At 44.0% G+C, this 26,207-nt stretch carries 28 protein-coding genes; 16 read left to right on the forward strand and 12 right to left on the reverse strand.

All coding sequences use genetic code 11. The features are described 5' to 3' along the window. The first annotated feature begins 68 nt into the window (after positions 1-68). The gene (locus AC0L46_RS07660) at positions 69-608 is read left to right on the forward strand and encodes a DUF3750 domain-containing protein (protein WP_473507017.1); all 540 of its coding nucleotides are present in this window, start codon (positions 69-71) and stop codon (positions 606-608) included. A 118-nt stretch (positions 609-726) separates the two neighbouring features. Here AC0L46_RS07660 and AC0L46_RS07665 read toward each other — a convergent pair whose 3' ends face one another. From AC0L46_RS07665 to prlC, 3 genes are all read right to left on the reverse strand, one after another. Then, the gene (locus tag AC0L46_RS07665) at positions 727-1,203 is read right to left on the reverse strand and encodes a hypothetical protein (RefSeq protein WP_473507019.1); all 477 of its coding nucleotides are present in this window, start codon (positions 1,201-1,203) and stop codon (positions 727-729) included. A gap of 18 nt (positions 1,204-1,221) precedes the next feature. Next, on the reverse strand, positions 1,222-1,431 hold the full coding sequence (locus AC0L46_RS07670) for a YheV family putative metal-binding protein (RefSeq protein WP_473507021.1): 210 nt from the start codon (positions 1,429-1,431) through the stop codon (positions 1,222-1,224). A 131-nt stretch (positions 1,432-1,562) separates the two neighbouring features. Further along, on the reverse strand, positions 1,563-3,593 hold the full coding sequence (gene prlC / locus AC0L46_RS07675) for an oligopeptidase A (RefSeq protein WP_473507023.1): 2,031 nt from the start codon (positions 3,591-3,593) through the stop codon (positions 1,563-1,565). Positions 3,594-3,826: 233 nt separating this feature from the next. Here prlC and AC0L46_RS07680 point away from each other — a divergent pair, with 233 nt between their 5' ends. The 7 genes from AC0L46_RS07680 (at position 3,827) to AC0L46_RS07710 (ending at position 7,945) form a co-directional block, all read left to right on the forward strand. Then, positions 3,827-4,384 (forward strand): gamma carbonic anhydrase family protein, encoded by a 558-nt coding sequence (locus AC0L46_RS07680; RefSeq protein ID WP_473507025.1) that lies wholly within the window; start codon positions 3,827-3,829, stop codon positions 4,382-4,384. Between the two features lie 91 nt (positions 4,385-4,475). Then, a complete protein-coding gene (locus AC0L46_RS07685) occupies positions 4,476-5,108 on the forward strand; it encodes an RNA polymerase factor sigma-70 (protein ID WP_473507027.1) in 633 nt (210 codons plus the stop codon). Further along, on the forward strand, positions 5,105-5,296 hold the full coding sequence (locus AC0L46_RS07690; protein WP_414682331.1) for a zf-HC2 domain-containing protein: 192 nt from the start codon (positions 5,105-5,107) through the stop codon (positions 5,294-5,296). Before AC0L46_RS07685 ends, AC0L46_RS07690 begins: the two co-directional genes overlap by 4 nt. A gap of 132 nt (positions 5,297-5,428) precedes the next feature. Continuing rightward, positions 5,429-5,704 (forward strand): BufA1 family periplasmic bufferin-type metallophore, encoded by a 276-nt coding sequence (locus AC0L46_RS07695; protein WP_414682332.1) that lies wholly within the window; start codon positions 5,429-5,431, stop codon positions 5,702-5,704. A 20-nt stretch (positions 5,705-5,724) separates the two neighbouring features. Next, complete coding sequence (bufB, locus tag AC0L46_RS07700; RefSeq protein WP_473507030.1) at positions 5,725-6,651, forward strand: MNIO family bufferin maturase; 927 nt, start codon at positions 5,725-5,727, stop codon at positions 6,649-6,651. Further along, the gene (locus AC0L46_RS07705; RefSeq protein ID WP_473507032.1) at positions 6,635-7,393 is read left to right on the forward strand and encodes an HvfC/BufC family peptide modification chaperone; all 759 of its coding nucleotides are present in this window, start codon (positions 6,635-6,637) and stop codon (positions 7,391-7,393) included. Before bufB ends, AC0L46_RS07705 begins: the two co-directional genes overlap by 17 nt. Positions 7,394-7,471: 78 nt before the next feature. Continuing rightward, complete coding sequence (locus tag AC0L46_RS07710; RefSeq protein WP_317005703.1) at positions 7,472-7,945, forward strand: DoxX family protein; 474 nt, start codon at positions 7,472-7,474, stop codon at positions 7,943-7,945. Positions 7,946-8,078: 133 nt separating this feature from the next. Here the strand turns inward: AC0L46_RS07710 and AC0L46_RS07715 are convergent, their stop codons facing one another. The 8 genes from AC0L46_RS07715 to AC0L46_RS07750 form a co-directional block, all read right to left on the reverse strand. Beyond that, a complete protein-coding gene (locus AC0L46_RS07715; RefSeq protein WP_473507034.1) occupies positions 8,079-9,713 on the reverse strand; it encodes a methyl-accepting chemotaxis protein in 1,635 nt (544 codons plus the stop codon). A gap of 116 nt (positions 9,714-9,829) precedes the next feature. Further along, entirely contained in the window at positions 9,830-10,621 is a 792-nt protein-coding gene (gene znuB / locus AC0L46_RS07720; protein ID WP_414681459.1) for a zinc ABC transporter permease subunit ZnuB, read from the reverse strand. Positions 10,622-10,650: 29 nt separating this feature from the next. Beyond that, positions 10,651-11,424: a zinc ABC transporter ATP-binding protein ZnuC gene (gene znuC / locus AC0L46_RS07725; protein WP_473507036.1), complete on the reverse strand. Its 774-nt coding sequence runs from the start codon at positions 11,422-11,424 to the stop codon at positions 10,651-10,653. After that, positions 11,421-11,924, reverse strand: coding sequence for a Fur family transcriptional regulator (locus tag AC0L46_RS07730; protein ID WP_317005698.1), 504 nt, complete (start codon positions 11,922-11,924; stop codon positions 11,421-11,423). Before AC0L46_RS07730 ends, znuC begins: the two co-directional genes overlap by 4 nt. Next, positions 11,924-12,925, reverse strand: a complete 1,002-nt coding sequence (locus AC0L46_RS07735) for a nickel/cobalt transporter (protein WP_473507038.1) — start codon at positions 12,923-12,925, stop codon at positions 11,924-11,926. The genes AC0L46_RS07730 and AC0L46_RS07735 overlap by 1 nt, the downstream gene beginning before the upstream one ends. 87 nt (positions 12,926-13,012) lie before the next feature. After that, positions 13,013-13,648, reverse strand: coding sequence for a LysE family translocator (locus tag AC0L46_RS07740; protein WP_317005695.1), 636 nt, complete (start codon positions 13,646-13,648; stop codon positions 13,013-13,015). A gap of 31 nt (positions 13,649-13,679) precedes the next feature. Continuing rightward, positions 13,680-14,240, reverse strand: a complete 561-nt coding sequence (locus AC0L46_RS07745) for a DUF1007 family protein (RefSeq protein ID WP_317005694.1) — start codon at positions 14,238-14,240, stop codon at positions 13,680-13,682. 1 nt (position 14,241) lies between these two features. Further along, entirely contained in the window at positions 14,242-15,198 is a 957-nt protein-coding gene (locus AC0L46_RS07750) for a homoserine kinase (RefSeq protein ID WP_473507040.1), read from the reverse strand. A gap of 223 nt (positions 15,199-15,421) precedes the next feature. On the opposite strand from AC0L46_RS07750, the gene polA reads away from it, so the two are divergent. The 8 genes from polA (at position 15,422) to AC0L46_RS07790 (ending at position 23,701) form a co-directional block, all read left to right on the forward strand. After that, complete coding sequence (gene polA, locus AC0L46_RS07755) at positions 15,422-18,163, forward strand: DNA polymerase I (protein ID WP_473507119.1); 2,742 nt, start codon at positions 15,422-15,424, stop codon at positions 18,161-18,163. A gap of 161 nt (positions 18,164-18,324) precedes the next feature. After that, on the forward strand, positions 18,325-18,972 hold the full coding sequence (locus AC0L46_RS07760; RefSeq protein WP_473507042.1) for a hypothetical protein: 648 nt from the start codon (positions 18,325-18,327) through the stop codon (positions 18,970-18,972). Continuing rightward, positions 18,969-19,661, forward strand: coding sequence for a hypothetical protein (locus tag AC0L46_RS07765; protein WP_473507044.1), 693 nt, complete (start codon positions 18,969-18,971; stop codon positions 19,659-19,661). Before AC0L46_RS07760 ends, AC0L46_RS07765 begins: the two co-directional genes overlap by 4 nt. Before the next feature lie 13 nt (positions 19,662-19,674). After that, positions 19,675-20,358: a hypothetical protein gene (locus tag AC0L46_RS07770; RefSeq protein ID WP_473507046.1), complete on the forward strand. Its 684-nt coding sequence runs from the start codon at positions 19,675-19,677 to the stop codon at positions 20,356-20,358. 43 nt (positions 20,359-20,401) lie between these two features. After that, positions 20,402-20,551, forward strand: coding sequence for a DUF2256 domain-containing protein (locus AC0L46_RS07775; protein ID WP_473507048.1), 150 nt, complete (start codon positions 20,402-20,404; stop codon positions 20,549-20,551). Positions 20,552-20,647: 96 nt separating this feature from the next. After that, complete coding sequence (mtgA, locus tag AC0L46_RS07780) at positions 20,648-21,325, forward strand: monofunctional biosynthetic peptidoglycan transglycosylase (protein WP_473507050.1); 678 nt, start codon at positions 20,648-20,650, stop codon at positions 21,323-21,325. Positions 21,326-21,401: 76 nt separating this feature from the next. Continuing rightward, entirely contained in the window at positions 21,402-23,330 is a 1,929-nt protein-coding gene (locus AC0L46_RS07785; protein ID WP_473507052.1) for a B12-binding domain-containing radical SAM protein, read from the forward strand. A gap of 98 nt (positions 23,331-23,428) precedes the next feature. After that, on the forward strand, positions 23,429-23,701 hold the full coding sequence (locus tag AC0L46_RS07790) for a hypothetical protein (RefSeq protein ID WP_414681470.1): 273 nt from the start codon (positions 23,429-23,431) through the stop codon (positions 23,699-23,701). A gap of 18 nt (positions 23,702-23,719) precedes the next feature. Here the strand turns inward: AC0L46_RS07790 and AC0L46_RS07795 are convergent, their stop codons facing one another. Next, complete coding sequence (locus AC0L46_RS07795) at positions 23,720-26,062, reverse strand: bifunctional diguanylate cyclase/phosphodiesterase (RefSeq protein WP_473507054.1); 2,343 nt, start codon at positions 26,060-26,062, stop codon at positions 23,720-23,722. Between the last annotated feature and the right edge of the window lie 145 nt (positions 26,063-26,207).

Below are 26,207 nucleotides of genomic sequence, written 5' to 3' on the forward strand. Positions count from 1 at the left end.
TTTGCCCTTTTTGCAAATTTTGATTGTGATATTAATAATAGAGATCAGATGAATAAAGGGATGTGTAAATGAAAAAGTGGTTCGGAATTATAAGCGTCGCGTTTTTATTAAGCGCTTGCTCCAATGATGATTGGCGTAGCGCCAGCCGAGAACCTGCGGGTATTGCACCAAAGCCAGAAGAGGTTTCTGATGCCGTTATCGAATTTTATGCAGCCGATGCCTTTAGTTGGCGTGGTTGGTTTGCGGTGCATACTTGGGTTGCAGTAAAAGAAGAAAATGCGTCTGAATATACAGTTTATGAAGTAACAGGCTGGCGTGTAAAGCGTGGTTTACCAGCGTTACATGAATACAAAACCAGCACGCCAGATCGCTATTGGTTTGGTTCAAAGCCTGAAAAAGTTTTATCCGTAACAGGTGAAAAAGCCGCAACCTTGATTCCAGAAATTAAGTCTGCTGTCGCTCGTTACCCTTGGGCAAATGAATATACGGTTTTTCCTGGGCCAAACAGCAATACTTTCCCAACTTGGATTGGTCTACAAGTGCCTGAGCTTGAACTCGATATGCCATTCAGTGCGATTGGCAGTGGCTACGCGGATAACAACGAATAAATATCACCGTCTTATTGAAAATAACAGCAAAGAACTGCTTTAGTAAAAAACAAAGCACTGTGATTAGTGCCTCGCACATAACCTGATAGTAGCAACCATTGAAACGTAGTTTGGTTGATTAGTTTTTTCTTCTATTTATACGCCTATAATTTATATTCGAAAACCTAGTTAATGGCTTTTTTTGAACTACATTACTTGCATAACCAAGGATTGAAAATACTAAAAGTACACAACCAAACAATAACGCCCCATTTATTATAATTAATTGAAATAATTTAAGGAGACTAGAGGAAGTTTCTGACATGCCTTTGGCTAACCGACATTTAACTCTGAGTTCAACACCTTGAATCTCTTGGCAAGTAGCAGATAAGTCTTCAAGTTTTTGATGCGTTTTTTCTTCGACTAAATATATAAGCTCTGTGGCTTTAAAGTCATAGTCGAGCAACGTAGGTAATACTTGAAAACCTAACAACGCTATACTCAAAAGAGTACACCCACCTTTAAATAATCGGGCGTATTGAGTTTTTAACGACTTAATCATTAAATTCGAAAAACCATCTATATAATCAAAAACGTTTGAAACTATTTTCTTCACGCCAATCTACACCTTTTATCAGTGCTTTGTCATTCCTGGATTAGGAATAAAGTTAATCACCACCTCTTCTGCTTCTGGAGCGCTGCTGTGCGGTTGATTCACGCGAGTGGCGAGCTCTGGAGTTTGTGCTTCAATCTTTGTCGACTGGGCGTCTTCATAGCCGCAGGCGATGCATTCACGATACTGTTGCTCAGCTTCGTCGTCACGCCATGCGCGAATCTTATCCATTTCACTACAACGTGGGCAGACGGCACCGGCGATAAAGCGTTTTACTGTCATTATGATCCCTTATGAAAAAACAGCGTGGCGATAATCTCGGCCACACTGTTCGTTTCTAGTTTATTTACAGATTTTGTCTATTAAGCAGCAATTCCGCTGTGTCTTAATAGCGCATCAGTGCTTGGCTCACGTCCACGGAATTCAGCAAACAATTCAGCCGCTGGACGTGAACCACCATTTGCCAATATGGTATCACGGAAGTGCGCACCCGTATCTGAATTGAAAATGCCGTCTTCTTCGAATTTCGAGAAGGCATCCGCAGACAATACTTCTGCCCACTTATAACTGTAATAACCCGCTGCATAACCACCAGCAAAGATATGCGAAAAGCTATTCTGAAAACGGTTAAAAGCAGGCGGAGTTGTTACTGCCACTTTACTGCGAACATCATCAATAACAGACTGTACCGAAATGCCTTCTTGGTATTCCATGTGCAAACGGAAGTCGAAGAGAGAAAACTCTAGTTGACGAGTCATTTGCATGCCTGATTGGAAGTTTTTCGCAGCCAACATTTTATCGAGCAAATCTTTCGGTAATGGCTCATTGGTTTCATAGTGCCCTGCAATATAAGCCAACGCCTCTGGCTCGTAGCACCAGTTTTCCATGAACTGACTTGGCAGCTCAACAGCATCCCACGCTACGCCATTAATACCTGATACGGACGCAACATCAACTTGGGTCAACATGTGGTGCAAACCGTGTCCAAATTCATGAAACAAAGTCGTCACTTCATCATGAGTTAATAAAGCAGGTTTGTTACCGATAGGTGGCGTAAAATTACAAACCAAGTAAGCTACAGGAAGCTGTAAACGATCATCGCTCAAGCGACGACGCGTACGACACGAATCCATCCAAGCGCCACCACGTTTTGCTTCACGAGCATAAGGGTCGAGATAAAAACGAGAAACGTCTTCTCCGTCTTTACTGATGGTGAAAAGCTTTAACTCATTGTTATAGCTATCAAATTCTTTTTCTTCTCGAATATCCACGCCAAATAACGTTTGTGCCACGTGAAACAATCCAGATAAAACCTTGTTCATTGGAAAGTAAGGTCGAAGCTCTTCTTGGGAAATGCTGTATTTATGCTGACGCAGTTTCTCAGCGTAATAAGTCATGTCCCAAGTGTTTAATGTTTCCACTCCATTTTCTTCTTTAGCGAACGCGACTAGCTGTTCAAGGTCTTGTTTTGCCGAGCTTTTTGACTTTTCTGCTAGATTTTCCAAAAACTCGATAACCTGCTGTCCGTTATCGGCCATTTTGGTAGCAACAGACAATTCCGCGTAATTTTCAAAACCTAAAATAGCCGCCATTTCATGACGTAAAGACAGAATCTCATCAATTAATGGAGCATTATTGAATTTAATGTCGCCACCTTGATCGGAAGCGCGAGTCGCAAAAGCGCGATACATTTCTTCGCGGAGCTCTGCGTTGTCTGCGTAACTCATCACTGGCATGTAAGATGGGAAATCCAACGTAAACAACCAGCCGTCTTTTTCTTTTGCTTCTGCCATTTGTTTCGCTTGCGCAAGCGCCGATTCAGGTAAACCAGCTAATTCACTTTCGTCAGTGATCAGCTTACTCCAAGCTTGGGTTGCGTCTAGGACATTTTCACCGAATTGACTGCTCAATTCAGATAAGCGCTGGCTGATTTCACCGTAGCGTTTTTTTGCGTCACCTTCTAAGCCAACACCCGACAATTCAAAGTCACGAATGGTTTGCGCTAAAGACTCTTTTTGCGTTTGAGTCAGATTTTTTGCCGCGTCGCTTTCTGCCAATTTTTTATAAGCCTGATACAAGGCTTTGTTTTGACCTAGGTCAGTATAAAACTGAGTCAATTTAGGTAAACATGCATTGTAGGCTGCGCGAATTTCAGGTGTATTTTTTACCGAGTTCAAATGACTGATTGGAGACCAAAAGTGATTCAGATCATCGTCCAGTTGATCCAGCGGTAAAACCAAGCTTTCCCAGGTTGGATTGGTGTTTTCGCTCACGCAATTATTAATGGCGGTTTGATTTGTTTTCAGCAAGGCTTCTAAGTCGGCTTCGATGCTTGAAGCATCAACACCGGTGAAATTCGGTAAGCTTGTCGCGTCCCATACAGACTCTGACATATCGTGATATCCTTTTATAAAAAGTTGAGTGCTTAATACCTATTGTTTGTACTAAAGCACTGGCACGTTTCAACAGAGTAACAAAAACTGAAAAAACGTAACCTAATGACTCATGTATTAATAAAGCTATGCTTAATAAGATATGTGGTCTTTGGCTTTTTTCAATGCACAAATAACTATTGTACTAATAGTTCCTTCATTTATAACGCAAGATGTCTCGTAAGAGAGGGTTTATGGTCATGAAATCTTTCCGAGGTAACACACCTCAATTGGGCAACCGAGTTTGGGTTGATGACAGTGCTGTTGTGATTGGTGATGTCGTCATCGGCGAAGACAGCTCAGTTTGGCCTTTGGTTGCCATTCGTGGTGATATGCACCGTATTCGAATTGGCGCCCGCACCAGCATTCAAGACAACTCCTGCTTACATATTACTCATGCCAGTACTTATAAACCTGAAGGCCACCCATTAACCATTGGCGACGATGTGACCGTTGGACACATGGCGATGCTGCACGGCTGCACAATCGGCAACAAGGTGTTGGTTGGCATGGGCACAACCATTCTTGATGGCGCCGTCATTGAAGATGAAGTCATTATAGGCGCAGGTTCATTGGTACCGCCGGGGAAACGCCTCGAATCTGGCTTTTTATATATGGGCTCACCGGTAAAACAGGCTCGTCCATTGAGCGAAAAAGAAATCGAATATTTCCAATACGCTGGGCTAAATTACGTCAAACTGAAAGACGAGTACCTAGCTGAGAGTGAACTTCTCAATAAAAAAACAGACTGATATTAAACTCGTAAAAAAATACTTAACGAAAAGTGTAAGAATATTTCACTCTTCCTCGTCTAAACACTAGAAGCGAAATGCTGAGGCTCAAATGATTGATGCAAATCTTTCCTCTGATATGAATGGTTCACCCAGTGCAGATATCTTTCTCGACACTGTTTTTATGGAAGACCTACGCAGCCAAATGATTAAATTTGCGCAGTTACAGGTCCGAGACAGTCAACTTGCAGAAGATGCAGTTCAAGAAGCCATGATTTCAGCTTACAAGAACATCGATCGTTTTGGGCGGAAGTCTGCCTTCAAAACGTGGGTTTTCTCGATTTTGAAAAACAAAGTCATTGATCTCCTACGTAAAGAAAAGCGACATACAGCAGCAAGTCAGCTAGAAGAAGGTTCAAATCTAACTGGCGACGAACTGATGGAAGTGCTTTTTAAAGAAAACGGCCATTGGAACAAACATGAACGACCACAAAAATGGGATCAACCCGATCACGGGGTTGAGAATGATCATTTTTGGCGAGTGTTTGATGCTTGTTTAAATGGGTTACCCGATAAATACGCTAGGTTCTTCATGATGCGAGAGTTCTTAGAAATGGACACCGCTGAGATTTGTCACAATGAAGAACTGACCGTCAGTAATCTTAATGTCACCTTGTATCGTGCTCGACTTCGATTACGAGAATGTCTGGAAGATAACTGGTACCAACAGGAAGCGTTAACATGATGAATTGCAAACAAGCGACTCAATTATTGTCTGAAAAACTTGATCGGCCGCTTAGTACGAAAGAAAAGGTCTCACTTGGAATACATACCACCATGTGTGCTCCTTGCCGCCAATTCGGTCTGCAAATGGAAGAATTACGCGATATTTCAAAACATTACACCAAAGGAAACACAAAGGAAGAAAAATAATCTATCTTTTGTGTAATAAGTACCAAAGAACCAACGTCAAAAAAGAGTAATTAGAGTTTAAGGTCTTAAAGCCCGCTAGCAACACCTTATGTTGCTTGATTAATGTTCACAGTTAAAAGAAGAGGATTTACCATGAAAAATACAAAAGCATCTCTAGCACTAGCACTTGGTACAGCGGTAGCCGTTTCTGCAGTTGCGATTCCAGCTCAAGCAGCAAGCAAAGAAAAATGCTACGGCGTAGCATTAGCAGGTCAAAATGACTGTGCAGCAGGTCCAGGTACTTCTTGTGCAGGTACATCTAAAACAGATTACCAAAGCAACGCTTGGAAACTTGTTCCAGCTGGCACTTGTGTTGATATGGAATCTAAAACATCTCCAACTGGCCACGGCCAATTGAAAGCGTTCTAAGAGTCTAGACACTTAATATTATGTCCAGTGTTCTTATTGAACCAAAACACCCGCGAGCCGAAGACACTTCCCCTGTGCCTTCGAGCTTTGCGAGTCGTTTTATGTCACGTTCTGGTATCAGCTTAAAACCGGCTTACTACCAACTGATTTTGTCCTCTTTTCCTGAGATAGGTTTCTTTGAAATTCACGCTGAAAACTATTTGAGTAAAGGTGGGCCAGCACGCCATTATTTAGACCTAATTCGCCAGCATTATCCTGTTACCGTTCATGGTGTCGGATTATCCATTGGCGGAGAACACCCCATTAATCAACAACACCTAGAGCGTGTTTCACAACTGGTTAATGACGTTCAACCTCAGATATTCTCTGAACATTTGGCTTGGTCGTCCCACGACAACAGCTTTCTAAATGATTTGTTGCCAGTTGCTTATGATGAAGCCACTTTACGCCGTGTTTGTGAGCACATTGATCACATTCAATCCCACGTAAAGCGCCAAGTTCTCATCGAAAACCCATCAACCTATTTCGAGTTCAATCGCAGCGAAATGAGCGAAACCGACTTCCTTACAGAAATGGTGAAACGCACTGGCTGTGGATTATTGTTAGATGTAAATAATGTCGAAGTGTCCTGCTTTAATCACGGCCATGATCCCTACCAATATCTGAACAACTTTCCTGTTTCAGCGGTAAAACAAATGCATCTTGCAGGGCACACCACAGATCAAAATACAGTTGTGCCGTTAAAAATAGACAGCCATGACGAGCCAGTCTCGCAGGATGTCTGGTCTTTGTACCAACACACGCTCAGCTTAACCGGTGATTGCCCAACACTCATTGAGCGAGATGGAAACCTTCCTGCCATTGAAGAGCTATTAGCCGAAGCTCGCTTTGCGGATCAAATTCGACAGGCTGTCAGTCAGGAGATCATCCGTGAACACGCAATTTAAAGCCGCTTTGCTCACGGAAGACACACGCTTTTATGAAGAAATAAAAGCGCCTTCAATGGAAGAGCAAGAAATACGTCTCGATGTTTATCGGAACAATATCACAGCCTCTTTAGTGGAAGCTTTGTGTGATATTTTTCCCGTTACTCAGACACTTGTTGGTGATGATTTTTTCCGTGCAATGGCTCGTATTTACGTACTAAACAATCCACCAAACTCTCCAATTATTCGAGAGTACGGTCAGAATTTTTCAGACTTTGTACGCAATTTCGAGCCAGCTCAAAGCCTTCCTTACTTGCCAGATCTTGCTGCGCTTGAGCACGCCATGCTGACATTAACCCACAGTGAAGAATACGAGACGCTTGATCACCAAGCCGTTTCCGAAGCATTTGCGTCAGTGGAAGATCCGAGTATTTTATCTCTTTGTGTTCCACCTACCACGCAGATTCTGGTTTCTCCTTTTGCCATCGGCTCTTTGTATCAAGCGCATTTCAGTGACGGTCACCAACGACTCAATCAAGTAGACATTACGAAAAGTGAATACTTGCTGTTGGTAAAATCGCACCTTTACGGGCAACTGCATGTTATCAACAAAGAAGAAGCAATTTTTATCAAAAATCTCATGCAGGAAAAGACGCTCGAAAATGCCATACCAGAATCAGATGCGTTTGACCTTGGTGAAACCTTAGCCAAGCTCATTGAGTGGAAGATATTAACCAATATCACACAAATTCAAACAAAATAGTCGTCTTAAAAATCCGACGTTCCAAGTAAAGTAACCTTTATCAAACCAATAGATTAACCAAGAATCAGAGGAATACTTATGCTCTCTATTATCAATAATAAAAGTGAAGCGATATTTAAAAAGCTCCCGGAATCTCTGATTCTATTTGTGGCGCGTTTTGCTATTGCTGCAGTGTTTTGGAAATCTGGACAAACGAAAATCGAAGGTTTTTCTCTCGACATTATCGCCATGAAAATGGAGCTCGGGTTACCGAGATTAGCCGAATCAACCGGCTTTCTGTTTGAATACGAATACAACTTACCTTTGATTCCACCTATGATTGCTGCAGTGCTTGCAACCATAGCGGAACACATTTTACCTATTCTAATTCTAGGTGGTTTATTTACTCGCTTAGCGGCATTCGGCCTTGCTGGAATGACATTAGTGATTCAACTTTTTGTTTACCCTGAAGCTTACCCAACTCACGCTACTTGGTTGGCTATTGCCTTGCTGCTTATGTACAAAGGTGCAGGTTCTTTCTCTTTAGATCACTTATTAACAAGAAACCGTTAATTGCCCGTGTTGCTTCCAGTAAGGATTTCCTGAACCTATTTCAGGGCGAGTCCACTCCAATAAAAAAGCCTTTCAGACGAAAGGCTTTTTTTGCATTCAAGTTTACTTAATTTCTTATCAAGCTTTTTAAACTCTAGGCTTTTGCCGGCAAAGTAAAAGTAGAGGTTGCCTGCTTCGTTTGCTCTGCCGACCCAGACAAGGCATCGGTTAACGAGGTTAAGCGTAATGAAGTTTGGCTGTTATTTCCTGTCACATCGACAATCTGAATAATGTGTAAGGCGATTTCATTGGCTTCTTCCGCCTGGCTTTGAGCCAATGCAGACAGCTCGTCTAAGCTTCTTAGAGAGACCTCAGAGTCTTTTTCTAGCTGACTCAAAGGGACAACAACATTTTCTATTTGCGTTACACCATTGCGCATACGCTCTTGGCCCTGTTCCATCTCATCCGAGATTTGCACAGACAAGTTCGCAATCGATGTAATGACCTGATCAATCGATTCAGTTACTTTCGCCGTGTTGCTCGCTAGGTTTCTCACTTCATCTGCAACAACCGCAAAGCCTCGGCCAGCTTCGCCTGCACGCGCCGCTTCAATCGATGCGTTAAGCGCCAACAAGTTCGTTTGGTCAGCCACATTACGAATGTCATTTACAAAGTCAGATACAGTCGTTGCGCTTTCTTTTAGCTTGGCAACAGAATGAGCCGTTTCCTCTATGTAGGCGGCCACGGAGGTAATGTCTTGCGCTGCCGTACTGATAATTTCTTTACCTTGTTTCGCAAGGTCATGTGCAGCTTCTGCTTGATTACGAGACACACTCACATGTTCTGCCATGACTTTTACACCACCAGACAACTCTTCAACAGACGCTTGAATATCACTCGCCATCGCTTCTTGTTTGTCTGATCCTTGCTGCACATCTGTCACGCTCATGCGGATGTTGCTAACCGAATTTACAACAGTTTGCGCGCTCATATCGATTTTACTCACCACATCGCCCAAACTGGATTGCATGCTTTTCAGGCTATTAACCAGTTTTCCGATTTCGCCTTTCGACTGAATATTAATGCTATGAGACAAATCGCCTTTCGCCACACAATCGAGCAAAGAAGCCACTTTTTCTAAAGGATTTACAATGCTACGCGTGATCAATACAGACATAATCGCGCCAACTAGAACCGCAATAATACCAACGCCAATGATCATTAAAATCGCGATTTCAGACTCAGATAAAATGGACTGCTGACGCTGCTGCATGATGGTTCGCTCGCTTTCCGCAAGCGCTTCGGTTTGATTTAGGAAGGTTTGAAGCTCATCTCGTGTTGGCCCAGCCATTTGTGCTTTCGCATCACTTAATTCACCAAACTCCAAGGCTTCTACAGTAGATTGCAAAGCCGCTTGATAAATTTCTCTTTGCTTCTTCAGTGCCTCAACAACTGCCTTGTTTTTATCTGAAGTCACAAGGTTTGTCATGGTTTCTAAGCTGGCGTCCATGTTGCGATTACGTTCGTCGATTTCTTTGTAAATCGCGACACGCTCATCTCGATCTTCCAATACGAACAGTAGAAGAAGGCGACTCGCCAAGCTTTCGGCATTTACATTCAGGTCGCCGGTTAATTCAACCAAGGCCGCGTTTTCGTCAACGATGCCACGGATATTGCCAGATAATGACTGAAAACGCGTTGCAGAAAGACCCACAACAACCAAAAGCAGTATCAACAGCACTAAATAGCTGGCCGTTAATCGACCTCGAATTGTTGCAAAACTCAACATATATTTGCCCTTCTACACTCGTTAAAAACACTCTGCTCAATGCTCTATCTTTACTTAACATTAGACGTAAAGCACGCAGCTTTTGTTACATTAACGAAAAATAACAATATATTCCGCTACATTTTTCGCTGTATTGGAGAGGTATAGGCAATTAAAAACAGAAGTGCAGCGCAAACAACAACACTTGGCCCAGTTGGTGTATCCCACTGATAAGACGCCCACAAGCCGCCGCAGACAGAGAAACAACCGATAATACTGGCGATGGACGCCATTTGAACCGGCGTTTTAGACAGCTTACGAGCGGTTGCAGCCGGAATAATCATCAAAGAAGTGATCAGCAATACGCCGACAATTTTCATGGCAACGGCAATCACCAAAGCCACCAACAACATCAATAACAAACGGATGGATTCCACTGGATAACCTTCCACTTTCGCCAGCTCTTCATTAACTGTCATAGCTAATAAAGGCTTCCAAAAGGCAATCAGCAAACTGATCACAGCCACACCACCGCCGTAAATCCAATAAACGTCAACTTGACTAATAGCCAATAAGTCACCGAATAAATACGCCATTAAGTCGATTCGGATATTATCGAGAAAGCTCACTGCGACTAAGCCCAGAGACAAAGCAGAATGCGCTAAAATACCCAATAATGTGTCCGTCGCAATAATGTGTTTCTTTTGTAGCGTCACCAAAACCAACGCCAAGCCGACACATAAAACGATAATCGCAAGGTTTAAGTTAATATCAAACAAAAAGCCAAGCGCCACACCCAACAAGGCAGAGTGAGCCAAAGTGTCCCCGAAATAAGCCATGCGACGCCAAACAACAAACGCACCCAAAGGCCCAGCAACGGCCGCCACACCCAATCCACCGATTAAGGCTCTGAACAAAAGATCTAACATGGTATTACGAACTCCAAACTCGGTAGGGCTTAATGGTTACAATGGGCGTGAGCGTTTTCATCGCCGGAAAGGATATCACCGTGCTCGCTATGAACATGGTCGTGCTGATGGGCATAAATCGCGATGGATTCGTCTGCACCAGGCACACCAAACAAAGCTTGATAGGCCGGATGACCCGTAACATGCTGCGGGCTGCCAGAACAACAAACGTGTTGGTTAATACACACAACCGTGTCCGTCTTCGCCATTACTAGATGCAAATCATGGGACACCATCAACACACCGCAACCTAGCTCGTCACGAATGCCTTCAATTAAGTTATAAAGCTCAACCTGACCATTCACATCCACGCCTTGCACAGGTTCATCTAACACAAGCAGATTAGGTTTATTTAACAGGGCACGCGCTAATAAAACACGTTGAGTCTCGCCACCGGATAACACATGAACTTGTGAGTGAAGCAAATAAGCAATGCCCAATTTTTCCAGCGTAGGAAGAATGTCACGCTTATCAACGCCGCGCACCAAAGCCAAAAAATGCTTAACAGTTAATGGCAAAGTTGGATCAACGTGCAGCTTTTGCGGCATATAACCAATTCGCAATGCTTTATGTCGTATCACTTTTCCTGAAGTTGCCGCCTGCAAGCCCAAGAGAGTTCGGATTAAGGTACTTTTGCCACTGCCGTTTGGGCCAATCAAAGTGACAATTTCTCCTTCGCTGATACTCATATCAATGCTGTCTAGCAGGGTTCTTCCGTCAAATGAGATACCAATTTTTTCAAAAGCGACTAGCTGGTTATTCACGCACTTGCTCCCGCAGAACCGTCTTTACAAGAAGAGCACAAGCCCGTTAATTCAATCGTTTCAGCACGCAATTCAAAGCCTTGCTTGGAGGCTTTAGCAATAAGCGCAGCGTGAATATCTTGGTAATCAAACTCCATAACATTGTGGCAATCATCACAAATCAAGAAGTAGCCTTTATGCTCTTTATCCGCATGTGCACAACCTAAGTAGGCATTCATTGATTCCACTTTATGGATCAATCCGGCGTTGATTAGAAAGTCCAAGGCGCGATAAACCGTTGGCGGAGCCGAGTTAAACCCTTCTTCTGCCAGCTTAGCCAATAATTGATAAGCACCTAGCGGTCGGTGGCTTTCCCAGATCAGCTCTAAAGCACGACGACGCACTTTAGTAAGACGTTGACCCTGTTCTACACATAGTGTTTCAGCCGTCGCCAAAGCACTATCGATGCAAACATTATGATTATGGTGATGCGTGTGATCTTGTGACGTGTTTTTACTCATTAAAACGCCCTCCCTGCATTGCTGATATAGCTCCAAATCATGGAACAACTGATAACGATCAAAGCGAATGCCGCAATAAAACCAAATACGCGAGATACCCTTTGGCGCCAAACTTGGTGTTCTCGGCTCAATACAAAGCCAGTATCACGAACAAAGACACTGATGCCTGCTAACGTGGCGACAGTAATGGCTGTCCCCAATGACATAGCAAATGTCGCGGCCAACCCCCATTGAAAAATTCCTGTGCTCAAAGAAAACAACAAAACCAGAATCGCCCCAGTACAAGGGCGAATGCCAACCGCTAAAGTCATCGCCCAGATACTGCGGCGAGCGGTTTTTGCTTCCTCTGATGCTTGCTGTTCATGGTGAGAGCAACAAGAATGACCGTGCGAATGATCATGAGAGTGGTCATGTGAGTGATCTGAATGATCATGATCATGACCGTGTGAATGGTTATGCTCTGAACCGTGCTCATGCAAATGATCTTTAGAATGATCGTGACCACAGCTGGATTTGCCACGTAATAAACGCGTCAGCATCCAAACGCCAATCAAGCCTACAGCAGCGAAACTAGCCACTTCAAAAAAACGGCTAATTTGCATGGCCTTTCCAGCTAAAGAAAACACCTGACTTAATACAACAATGACCAGAACAGCCATGATACCTTGAGCACCAGCACATAAAAACGACAAGCTGATACCGCGACGTAGCGGCGCTTTGCTGGCAAGCATGTAAGCGGAAATCACCGCTTTACCGTGGCCGGGACCCGCCGCATGAAATACACCATAAAAGAAGCTTGTGGTAATCAGTCCCCATAACAAAGCCGCGCTGCCTTCTTTGCTGATCGCGCGCACCAAGGTTACTAATTCACGATGAAAGTTTGCCTGTTGACCAATAATCCATTGAATAAAATCCTGATAAAACGATAAGTCTACCGCGGCATAAAGAGGAGATTGGAAAAGCAAAAAAGAAAGAAAGATAAAAACGGCGTTTTTCGCCATAACAGGCTCTCACTTGGTTAAAGTATGTTTTGTTATGATATAACAACTAAAACACAAGGAGAAGCCAATAGAAGCCCTGTTACAAAATCAACGCTGACTTAAGGCGAGTTTTACACCAAAGCCCACCAACAACAAGCCAGTTAAGCCGTCTAAAACCTGCGCTACTCTTGGTCTTGCCAACCAAACTCGTGCTTTATGCACCATAAGCGCAAGAAACGTTTGCCACGCCATCGCAATAATAAAGTGAAGAGACGCCATAAACAGAGATTGCCCCAAAGCAGAATAGCTTGGGTCGATAAACTGCGGCAAAAATGCCATGTAAAAAATAATCGGTTTTGGATTCAATACGTTGGATAAAATTCCCTGACGAAATCCACCCCACGCGGTTAATGGCTTCGACGCACTTTTGTCCGTAAAAGTCATTCCTACAGGCTTCATCACACTGCGTAACGCCTGCACGCCTAAATACACAAGATACGCTGCACCCAAGAGTTTAAACGCTGTGAATAAGCCCGCGGAGCCTAATAAAATCACCGACAAGCCTAAAGCTGACAAAGTGGCATGGGCAAACAATCCCATACAAATACCTAAACTGGTTAGGAAACCTAAACGCCAGCCACCCTGTGCTGCATTACGCATCACCAAAATGGTGTCTACGCCTGGACTCATAGTGAGAACAGAAATTGCCAACAAAAAGGGTAACCATTGAAAATGCTCTATCATTGAAATCTTCCTTAAGAAATAGAATCTTGGCTTATGAGTGGCAACTTAAATCGACCCAGAAAGCGACGGATGTTTCTTCTGCATCGCGCTGAATCGGTGTACACATTTCGGCAGACATACCAGACAAACGCACCAAACCTTCTTCCAATGGTTCCATAGCGAAATACAATTCATCATCGCCATAAGCCAAACTCAGTACAGAAGTGGATAGATCAACTGGTGCAGGTAGCAAAATACCAAAGCGAATCCAAAGCATTTGATCGCGAATGCGAACGTCTAGAATGCGCACATCCTTTGGTTTTATATCCTGACCGTCTTGTTTCATCTTGATGAAATAGCCATAAGTATCAAAGCTTTGCATCACATCGATCATGTCGAGCTTTTCTTGGCCAGTCAGTTCACCATCGGCATTCACATCGTATTCAGCAATCAGGCTTGTCGAGGTAAAAAGATCGAGACTCCATGTGCCCTCTAAAATCTCTATATTTGGTTGATCAACCGTGACTCGATATTGCGAATCCACCCAAACGTGAGGATGAGCAACCGCATTACCAGCAAACAAAACACACAGACACAACCAAAGACGAATCATTTTATTCCACCAAGCTTGGCGTATATCGAACACGCGCTTCTAAAATACGTTGAAATTCGAGCGGATCATGTTGCTGTGCGAGGCGTTCTGGGTCGTGTTTTGCACCGTGCCAAGCCTCTAAGCGAGACAACCAGAAACGCAACGCCGCAATCCGCAGCATATAAGGCCAAGCCATGACTTCTTCGTCAGTGACTTCCCTTTCGTGCAAATAAGCTTTTAGCAAAGCACGATATTTCGGCATGTCCAATTCGCCTGTTTCCACGTCCGTACACCAATCGTTCACGACGATGGCTAAATCATACATCACCCAAGAGTGGCAAGCATTATAGAAGTCGATAATCGCCGACAAAGCCTTACCTTCAAACAAGGTATTGTTGTAGAACAAATCCCCATGAATCGTGGTTTTCGGTAAGTTCTCATGCTCGGCAATAAAGGCATCAAACTCAGCGATTTGCGACAGTAGCAATTGCGCTTGCTCTGGCTCTAATTCAGATGCAATGGCTTTGCTGGTTTTATGCCACCAAGCCACACCACGATGACTATCACGATGCTCAGGAAAATCTTCCCCAGCAATGTGTAATTTCGCCAAAGCTTCGCCCATTGCTCGACAAGAGATAACATCCGTACTCTCTAATTCACTTCCGGGAAAACAATCGACAATAATCGCTGGGCGACCATTCACTTCGCGTAATCGCTCACCATGAATATCAATTAAGGCCGCTGGCACATTAAAACCTTTGTGTTTCAAATGCGCGACAACATCCAAAAAGTAAGGCACTTCCTCTAAATCAAATTCTTCAAACAAGGTCACCACATACTTTCCTGTGGTGGTATTCAGAAAATAATTGGTGTTTTCAACACCGCCTGAAATACCTTGGAACGAAACCAGTTCACCTAAATAATAATCGGCCACTAAGGCACGCATGTCAGAATCAGAAAGGGATGTGTAAACAGCCAAGTTGTATTACCTATAATTATGATCAAGAGACTCGATAGACAGTCAAAAGATAAAGCGATGACGAAAACGCCTATGCTCCACAATAAGCGGCAAAAGGTCAATTCGTATTAGTTGTCTTTTAGACTATAAAAATAATCTCAAACACATAGAATAGAAGCCAATAATCGCCGATTCACACAGAGGTTTTATTTTGGCTACGGATTCTTCAACACAGAACACACCTATGATCTTGGTAGACGGCTCGTCTTATTTATACCGAGCTTTCCACGCTATTCCACCAATGCACACCAGTGATGGACATCCAACCAACGCCACCCGCGGTGTGATCAGTATGATCCGCAGCTTGATCAAAACCTACCCAGATTCGCCAATGGTGATCATCTTTGATGCCAAGGGCAAAACCTTCCGTGATGACATTTACAGCGAATACAAAGCACAACGTCCGCCAATGCCTGACGACTTACGTCCACAAATCGAGCCGATTCATCGCATGGTGGAAGCCATGGGCTTGCCGCTGGTCATTATTGATGGTGTAGAAGCGGACGACGTGATCGGCACCATTGCCAAACAAGTGGGCGAATCTGGACGCGAAGTCATTGTTTCCACAGGCGATAAAGACATGGCGCAATTGGTGACAGAGAAAGTCACCCTTGTGAATACCATGAACAATACTGTGATGGATATTCAAGGCGTGAAAGACAAGTTTGGTATTCCACCAGAATTGATTATCGACTACCTCGCGCTCATGGGCGACAAAGTGGACAACATTCCGGGCGTTCCGGGCGTTGGCGAAAAAACCGCTTTAGCCTTGTTGCAAGGTTTGGGCAGTATCAAAGAAATCTACACACGTTTAGATGAAATTGCCGATTTGGGCTTCCGTGGTTCCAAAACCATGAAGCAAAAAATGGAAGACAACAAAGACATGGCCGAGCTGTCCTATTTATTAGCGACAATTAAATGCGATGTGGAATTACCGTTTAATTCATTAGAACTGAAAAACGGCGACATGAACAAAGACGTTCTGCGTGAGTGGTTCGAAAAGCTGGAATTCAAAACTTGGCTCAAAGATTTAGACAAAGCGCCTTCTGACAGCCTTGTTTCAAGTGACACCGAAGACAGCACAGAAGGACAAGTAGACGCACCAGTGGCTTCGAATATCGAAGTGAACTACGAGACTGTCTTGGACAAAGAAGCATTTAATACTTGGTTAGACAAAATCCAAAACGCTGAATTAACCGCGTTCGACACAGAAACCACCAGCCTAAATTACATGGCGGCAGAATTGGTTGGCGTGTCTTTCTCGGTGGAAGCGGGCATTGCGGCTTATGTGCCTTTTGCCCACGACTACGAAGGCGCACCAGAGCAGCTTGACCGTGATTGGGTGTTAGAACAGCTCAAACCTTGGTTGGAAGACGACAGCAAAGCGAAAGTCGGCCAACACCTTAAATACGACGCTAACGTACTGAATAACTACGACATCACGCTTCGCGGTATTCAATACGACACCATGCTGGAATCTTACGTGTACAACTCCGTGAGCTCTCGTCATGACATGGACACGTTGGCGAAGAAATTCCTCGGTCACACTTGCGTCAGCTTTGAAGAATTAGCCGGCAAAGGCAAGAAGCAGAAAACTTTCAATGAAATCGACCTAGAAGAAGCGGCATTTTACGCCGCAGAAGACGCCGATATTACCCTACGCCTTCATCAAGCCATCTGGCCAAAAGTAGAAAAAACGCCAGAATTGATCAGCATTTTTAAAGACATTGAATGCCCTCTTATTCCTGTCTTGGCAAACATGGAACAAACGGGGGCCTTGATTGACCCAGAACTTCTGCACGCTCAAAGCAGTGAAATTGCCGCTAAATTGCAAGAACTGGAGATAAAAGCCCACGAAGTGGCCGGTGAAAGCTTCAACTTGAGCTCGCCAAAACAACTGCAAGTCATCTTGTTTGAAAAGCTCGAACTGCCTGTTATCAAGAAAACGCCAAAAGGCCAGCCATCAACTGCCGAGCCTATTTTGCAAGAACTGGCGCAAGATTATGAATTGCCACGTTTGATCATGGAGCACCGTAGTTTGTCTAAGTTGAAATCGACTTACACAGACAAGCTACCAGAAATGATCCAGAAAACAGGTCGCATTCATACGTCTTACCATCAGGCGATTACCGCCACAGGCCGCTTGTCATCGACAGATCCGAACTTGCAGAACATCCCGATTCGTACTGCGGAAGGTCGTCGTATTCGCCAAGCCTTTATCGCACCAACTGGCTACAAAATGCTCGCGGCTGATTACTCTCAAGTGGAACTTCGTATCATGGCGCATTTGTCCCAAGACAAAGGCTTGCTCGATGCCTTCACCAAAGACGCTGATGTACATAAAGCCACCGCTGCCGAGGTCTTTGAAGTGGCCTTAGACGAAGTGACAACCGAACAGCGCCGCCGCGCCAAAGCCATTAACTTTGGTTTGATCTACGGCATGTCTGCTTTTGGCCTCGCGAAACAGCTGGATATCAGCCGACCAGAAGCCGCGAAATACATCAAACGCTACTTCGAACGTTATCCAGGCGTACAGCAATACATGGAAAACACCCGCGAAGGCGCGAAAGAAAAAGGCTACGTGGAAACCATTTATGGTCGTCGTTTGTACTTGCCAGACATCAAAGCCAGCAACGCCATGATGCGCCAAGCCGCGGAACGCACCGCGATCAACGCGCCGATGCAAGGCTCCGCTGCCGACATCATCAAACGCGCCATGATCAAAATGCACGACTGGCTACAAAGCACAGACCTAAACGTGAAAATGATCATGCAAGTACACGATGAACTCATCTTCGAAATCGCTGAAAAAGACCTAGACGCCGCACAAACTAAAATCGTCGACATCATGCAAAACAGCAGCAAAATCGACGTATCTTTACTGGTAGAAGCAGGTGTTGGAGACAACTGGGACGAAGCGCATTAGGCACTCGGACTAAAAGGGGTCAGATTATTGAGAAACACAGAAAGGCTTTTGAGGAATCAAAAGCCTTTTTTACGAAAAAGAAAACCTCTTGCAATATTAATAAATATATATAAAGCTTGTCCTTTGTCCCGGGACACAGGACAAGGGAGGTATATAAAACCATGAAAAGTCAAGATATAGGCTTACTATTAAAGCTAATTTCATTGGAGCACCAAGAGAACTCTTCTTCACAAGATAGAGGGATATTCACATGGCCCCACGATTGGCAAGACTGGGAAAGTCATAACGACAACATTAGCCAGCATACATTCTTTCCTATAATAGACAGTGAATTCCGTGATTTTGCTTACACTACTCGCAACCTCCAGGCAGAAACAGGCATAAGCAAAACCCAAATAAGCGAATCACTAAGGCGCTGCATAGACATAGGCTTAGCTAAAAAAGATCGACTGTTTGACGTGCCGAGAGCCAATAAAAAAGCTCTATTTGAACTTATAACTTCAAGCATTAAGTATATTTTTCCTGCCAAGCTTGGCGAAGTTACTAGAGGTATAGGTACATCATTTTCCGCACCTATTTTACAAGATGATATTGTAAGCTCTGGAGAGCTCATTCCTGTGTGGCCAGATGCAAGAGGCACAAATAAAGGGCAAGCGGTGGAGCCCTTATTTAAATCAGCGACTCTAGCAGTAAGAAAAGATCCAGACATGTATGCCATGCTAGCCCTAATCGACTCCATACGATTAGGTAATGCGCGGGAAGCTAACATAGCAAAGGAAAAGCTAAAATTTTTTTGGAGTAAGCAATGAGCGCAAGAGACATTCAAAAAGAAATGCTAAAGCAAGTCGCCTTAGCATTGAATGAATTAAGAGAAACAGTAACCTTTGTCGGTGGATGCACGACAGCTTTGCTGGTCACAGATGAATACACAGTCGAACAAGTAAGACATACCGAAGATGTCGATCTGATTGTTAGCGTAATAGGCTATGGAGGATACAGTCAACTAAAATCACAACTACAATCAAAAGGTTTCAAAGAAACACCTCTCATCGAGGAAGACTGGCCTATTTGCGCAATGAAACTAGGCGAGCTACGAGTAGATATTATGCCCGATGACGAAACTATTCTTGGTTTTAGTAACCGTTGGTACAAATACGCAATGGAATCTGCCATCGATTATGAATTAGAAGAAAAGCTTTCGATTAGAATAGTCAATCCTATCGCTTTTGTTGCAACAAAACTTGAAGCTTACAATGGGAGAGGAAATCAAGACCCATTAGGTAGCCAAGACATCGAAGATCTTCTTAATCTAGTTGATGGCAGGGAAAGGCTAGCTACTGAAATTCAAAAAGCGCCAGAAGACGTTAAAACCTACATAGCCCAAGAGATTAAAACACTGATGACAATTAGCGACTTTGATTATGCCGTGCAAAACATCACAAACGGTAATCAAGAACGGGAAGACATTATCTACGAATGCTTAACGGCCATTTCATAATAGGGCATACAATATGGATATTGACTGGCTCAGCCGAAAAGGAAATACACGCCAAAGCAACAACGATGCTGTCGCGGTAGGTATAAGAAATAACAAGCTTGTCATCGTCATAATGGATGCTGCCGAGAAAGGCACCAACCCAAATGCTTTTTCAGAACATTGGGTAACGTCATTGGCTCATACTTTCCTAAGTAAACTCGATCTCCATTCAGAACCCGAAGCAATTCACCGACTAAAAGAAAAACATGAAGCACTAAAAGAGCAAAACTTCCGGCTCGAAGTCGCCAGTTTTTGTCTCGCAGAGATAAATTTAAATACATTAAAAGGAAACATTATCTGGCTCGGTGACTGTCGTATAGGCACTTCAGCAGCCCACGAAGCCCAATGGGTTAACAAACCGCATAACCTGACAAATCAACACCAAATAACGGCTATACCAAACGAGCTACGCAACCCACATTTACTCACTCGATCATTAAAAGCTCGGCGTTTTCAGCAACCTGACTTTTTAAACTTCTCGCTAGAAAAACAAGATGAATTACAACTCAGCACTGATGGTTATTGGCGAGAACACCTCGAAGACAATACGCCCCTAGAAAACTGTGAAGATGATGCAAGTCGGCTGTCCATAAGAAATATTAAGAATAGGTCTATAAAACACCCCAATGAGGCGCTTAACTTATTCTTGATTACTTAGTAAGTAACTAATCCCAATCAGCCAAGTTTGCGTAACTCAATCTATGCCTCATAAAAAACCTTATCTACCCGAAAAGATTTGCCTTGTCTGTCAGCGTCCGTTTACGTGGCGTAAGAAGTGGGAGCGTGATTGGCTGCAGGTAAAATATTGTTCTGAGCGTTGTAAACGACAAGGAAAGCGTCAGGACCTGTAGTTGTATTGCACTTTCTGAGTCAACATAAGTCGGTTTTTGTTTATACTTATGTTTATCACTGGCACAAGCCTCGTTAAATCGATGAAGAGACTCTAAATGGCAAAGCGTAAACGAAGTATTTTCGGTTGGATATGGTTTGTCATCTGGCGCGCAGCACTGATTTTGATATTGGTTTTATTCTTGTTTCGGTTTGTTCCTTTGCCGACAACGGCGTTTATGTTGCAAAGCCCTTATCCGGTTTCACAGGATTGGATCAGTATAGACGAGCTTCCAGCTCACATGCCTTTGGCCGTCGTGGCGTCTGAAGATCAACGTTTCCCATCTCATATCGGCCTTGATTTCATTTCGATCCGCAAAGCCCTTGATAAATATGGCGATGGCGAAGGACTTCGTGGGGCAAGTACCATTACCCAACAAACAGCGAAGAATCTCTTTCTGTGGCCTGGGCGAAGCTTTGTTCGTAAAGGAATTGAAGCCTCTTTAGCTCTCGGCCTCGAAGTCATTTGGGGCAAAAAGCGCATATTAGAAGTTTATTTAAACGTGGCAGAGTTTGGCAAAGGCATTTATGGTGTCGAGGCAGCCAGTCAGTATTATTTCAAACGCTCAGCAAGTCGCTTAACCAAGAACCAAGCCGCGCGATTAGCCGTTATGTTGCCAAGCCCTCGTACGAGACAAGCCAATGCATTGACCTTTTATCTTGGTCAAAGGGTGATTTGGGTTGAGCGGCAAATGCAACAATTAGGCAGCAGCCACCTAAAAGCCATTCTAGAGTAAAAGGTTCTGCCCTCTTTTTGAGGTAAAGTGCTAGAATCCTCGCCATTCTAATTTCTATTTAATACCAAGGTAAGCCATGACCGTTCTTCTAATGACGCCACCAATGACGCAGCTAAACACGCCGTATCCAGCGACCGCGTATTTAACCGGCTTTTTGCGCTCTCGTGGTTATGAAGCGGTGCAGCGTGACCCTGCCATTGAGCTTTTTCTTGAGATGATGACCATGCCGGCGCTGGATATTATTCGTCAGCATGTGGAAGATAATTTCGAGGCATTTGAAGACGATGAACTACCAGATGTTATCTACACTTTTATGGCGGAATTTGACCGCTATCGCCTGTGTGTTGAGCCTGTCATTCGTTTTCTACAGGGCAAAGACCCAAGCCTTGCGTTGCGTATTGTGTCTCGTCGCTTCCTGCCGGAAGGCCCTGCATTCGATGCTATTGCACAGATGGAAGCTGTGTCTGGCGACATTCTAAAAACCTCGTTTGGCAGTTTGGGGCTGCAAGACAAAGCCAAGTATTTGGCGACCTTGTTTATCAATGATTTGTCTGCGGTGATTACTCAGGGTGTTGACCCTTACTTTGAAGTCAGCCGTTATGGTGAACGCCTTGCCGCCGCCAATCCAAGCTTTGATGACCTCTATAACACCTTAATGGATGAACCGAGTTTCAGTTCTGAGATTCTAGAACAATTGGTTGAACTGTATTTAGAAGAAACTCAACCTAGTGTTGTGGCGCTCACCGTTCCTTTTCCTGGCAATGTGTTAGGCGCTTTGCGAATTGCTCAAACCTGTAAGGCGATTAACCCGGATCTTCCTGTTGTGATGGGTGGCGGTTTCGTCAATACCGAACTCCGCGCCTTGAAAGACCCAAGAGTCTTTGAGTTTGTTGATTTCATCTGTTTAGACGATGGCGAACGCCCGTTTATGACCTTGCTGGAATACTTCGACGGACAGCGAGAAATAGACGATTTGGTGCGAACCTATTTCCTCGCGGAAGACGAAAACGGCGAACAATATGTGCATTACAATGAAAACACCGAACTCCACGATATTCCACAAACCGATGTGGGCACGCCTATTTACGACGGCTTGCCATTAGGCGAATACCTTTCTTTATGCGAAATGCTCAATCCTATGCATCGAATCTGGAGCGATGGACGCTGGAATAAGCTGACGATTGCTCACGGTTGTTATTGGCGAAAATGCAGTTTTTGTGATGTGACGCTAGATTACATCGACCGTTACGACGCTGCGGGTGCAGACATTTTGGTGGATCGAATCGAAGAGTTAATCGAAGAAACGGGACAAACTGGCTTTCACTTTGTCGATGAAGCTGCACCACCAAAAGCCTTATTCGCTTTAGCAAAGCGCCTTATCGAACGTGGTGTCGTGATCAGTTGGTGGGGCAACATTCGTTTTGAAAAAACCTTCACTCCAGAACGCTGTCAATTATTGGCAGATTCTGGCTGTGTGGCCGTCAGTGGCGGTTTGGAAGTGGCATCAGACAGATTACTTAAATTGATGAAAAAGGGCGTCAGCGTCGAGCAAGTAGCTCGCGTGACCAAAGCCTTCAGTGACGCAGACATTTTGGTTCATGCCTATTTGATGTACGGCTTCCCGACTCAAACAGAGCAAGAAACCATTGATGCATTAGAAATGGTACGTCAGATGATGGCACAAGGTTGTTTTCAGTCCGCGTTTTGGCATCGCTTCGCCGCTACAGCGCACAGTCCAATTGGCATTAACCCTGATGAATATGGCATCACGCTCGCTGAACGGCCCGATATTTTATTCGCTGAAAACGACGTGGACTTCACTGATCCAACGGGCACAGACCATGAAATGCTCGGCGAAGGGTTGCGCAAAGCACTCTATAACTACATGCACGGTATTGGCTTTGATCAGCCAATGGGATTCTGGTTCGAGCAACCAGTAGAGAATACCTTGGTCAAACCTGACCTGATCTCAAAAGCGATCAATGATTTGATCGCTCATAGTTAAGCGACTTACAAAAAGACGATACACGCTTGTATGCATTAACTGAGTCATGCACACTTTGAAGTACAATATATCTCTGTAATAAATGTTAGGTTTGTTTTATGAAGTGCCCACACTGCCAATCTAAGTTGCCTTTTTCTTCACTCAAAAAGAGCTTTTTCCGCCCACAACCTTGCTCATCTTGCGATGAAGGCTACACGGTGACATTAAGTATCGGGCGTATGTTTTTATTGATTATTCCGGTGGCTTTTAGCTTGATTATGATTCGTCCGATCAGCCTACACTGGGGCGCATCACCAGCACTCATGTCCGCTTTAATCGCGCTGTTATACATTGTGTCTTGTCTCACTTTGGTCAAGCGCGCTGTTCGTTAATAGCACGCCTTTTCCAAGTTATTTTTCTCGTTTATAGCGTAGAGCTTGATCCAACGGAATAGGTCTAGAGAAGTAGAAGCCTTGCAGATAATCACAATGGTAACCAAGCAACAGATCCGCTTGTTTTTGGGTTTCAACCCCTTCAGCAATCACGGCAACACCAAGTGCGTGAGCCATTGAAATAATGGCTTCACATAAGGTTTGTGAGGCTTTTTCGTCCTCTAGCTTTTGCACAAAACTCTGGTCGATTTTGAGGTAGTCGATATCATAGTTCATGATGTAAGCAAGAGAAGAGTACCCAGTTCCAAAGTCGTCCAAAGCGACCTGAACACCTTGCTCCCTGAAGGCCAATAACGCATTGCGGGTACTCTCGTCGGAGTTCATCAATAGATTTTCAGTAATCTCAACTACTAAGCCATTTTGCGCTTGCGCATCTTGCTCATCAGAGTTTCCTGCCAATAGCTCTTCTAATAACTGGCCTTTTTCACCTTGGTATTGAGACAGTTGCACTGGCGAGACATTCACGCTGATTTGAACATGTTTACCGTGTACTTCTTGAATGGCTTTCAAAGCACGTTTTGCTTCTTGAATAACCCAGTGACCGACTTCGATGATTTGGCCGGATTCTTCAGCAAAAGTAATAAACTGATCAGGCGGAACCAAACCTTTCGTTGGATGTTGCCAACGGATAAGCGCTTCAAACTTAATAACATCGCCATTCTTATTGAGAATAGGCTGATAAAGCAGATAAAACTCTTCGTTGAGAATCGCTTCTCTAAGATCTTGAGCCAGTTCCATCTTGGCAATCAGGTCGTCTTTTAACTCTTTATTAAAACGACGAGTCGTACTGCGACCACTTTGCTTTGCGTGGTACATCGCTTGGTCAGCAGCGCCTAATATACTTCTTACGTCTTGGCCATCATGTGGGTAAATGGATACACCAACGCTCGCCGTCAGCATAACTTCACCGTGCTCCAACAAAATCGGCTGTTTGATGATATTTTGCACTCTGTCACACAAAGCCAAAGCATCATGCTCTTTCGCTTCATCACCTTCTAAGATAAAGATAAATTCATCTCCACCTAAGCGGCTAAGCAATTTTGCCGTCAGAAGCTGATTAATTAGACGAGAGGCTGTCACCTTCAATATCTCGTCACCAATTTCATGACCACGAGTGTCATTGATCTCTTTAAAGTTATCTAAATCGATCAGAACAATGGCAATTTCTTCACGACCATCGTTTACTTTAAAGACCTCTGTTAGAGCTCGATTAAAAGCATCTCGGTTTGTGATGCCTGTTAAGCTATCTATTTGCGCCTGCAATATAATCCTGCGTTCCGCTTCCGATTTGCGTTTTTCCATTTCCACAAAACTGTCTTGCAAGTCATCCATTTCTTTAATGCCAATCGGCTGCACTGTGCCAATAATCTCATTTCTACCTAGGCGTAATGCTAAGTCTGAGAGTTTATGAAGAGGCTTTGCGATGGCGCCCACAAAAAACACTCTCATCAGCAATAAGATCACCACCACCAAAGCCGAGAAGACAACAACAATAAATGTATAGCGATTATTTACGCGAGAAAGGGGCTCATCTACCGCCACACCAGTGATGAAGGACAATAAGACAAGACCGTCCGAACCTAATACTTGATGCTTGGTAAATACTCTGTTGACGTCATCACTTCCCTTCCAAATGGAATCGAAAGAGCTTGGTTGCTCAAACTCAACACCATCGGGAAAACTCGCAAGCGCATTTCCCTCACTGTCTAATACATAAGCCACACTTTGGTCGGGCAGCTTACTGCTGCTCAATAATGCGCTCCACCAATCCAATGACACCACAGCAACAGCAGCGCCCGCGATTTCCTCTGTGGATAACTCTATTTTGACGGGATAAGCGAAATTGATCGCTGGCGCACCAATGGCTCGATCATAGTGCAAGCCACTGGTTGTAAATCGATGTTCTGTGATGGCTTTAGAAATATACTCTCGATCGTTCACGTTTACTGGAGAGCTAAGCTCCGTGCCGTTACAGGTTAATATGCCTTGTTTGTTCGGCACACCGATGTTCACATATCGCTCAAATAAGGGAGTAATGTTACTGACGAACTCTCGGCATAATTCGGAATCTGGGTTTTGGATTTGAGGCAAAGAAGCCAAAGAGGTTAGAAAAGCTTCCGTCGATTCGACAAGATGCTCCTGATTCTCCACCGCTTGATGGGAAACCAGTTGGGCTGCTTTAAGAAGTTCATCTTTTACAATGACTCGGCTGTAGTCAAAGCTCAGATAAATGAATAAATAAAAGGAGGCGACAACCAGCCCAGAAAGAAAGTACAGTCGCCCAACAAGTGTATTAAACATTAAAGGTCTTGGCCTAATTATCCGTATCTATAACCTAATAGATACTAAGAATGTTCCCTTCGAAATCCTTCTTCCTTTCTACTCAATTTGAAGAATCCAAAGGCTGTATTTATAGTGCTTAAATATAGCATACCCAAATGCATAA

This window comes from Marinomonas sp. 15G6-16 (genome assembly GCF_055809555.1).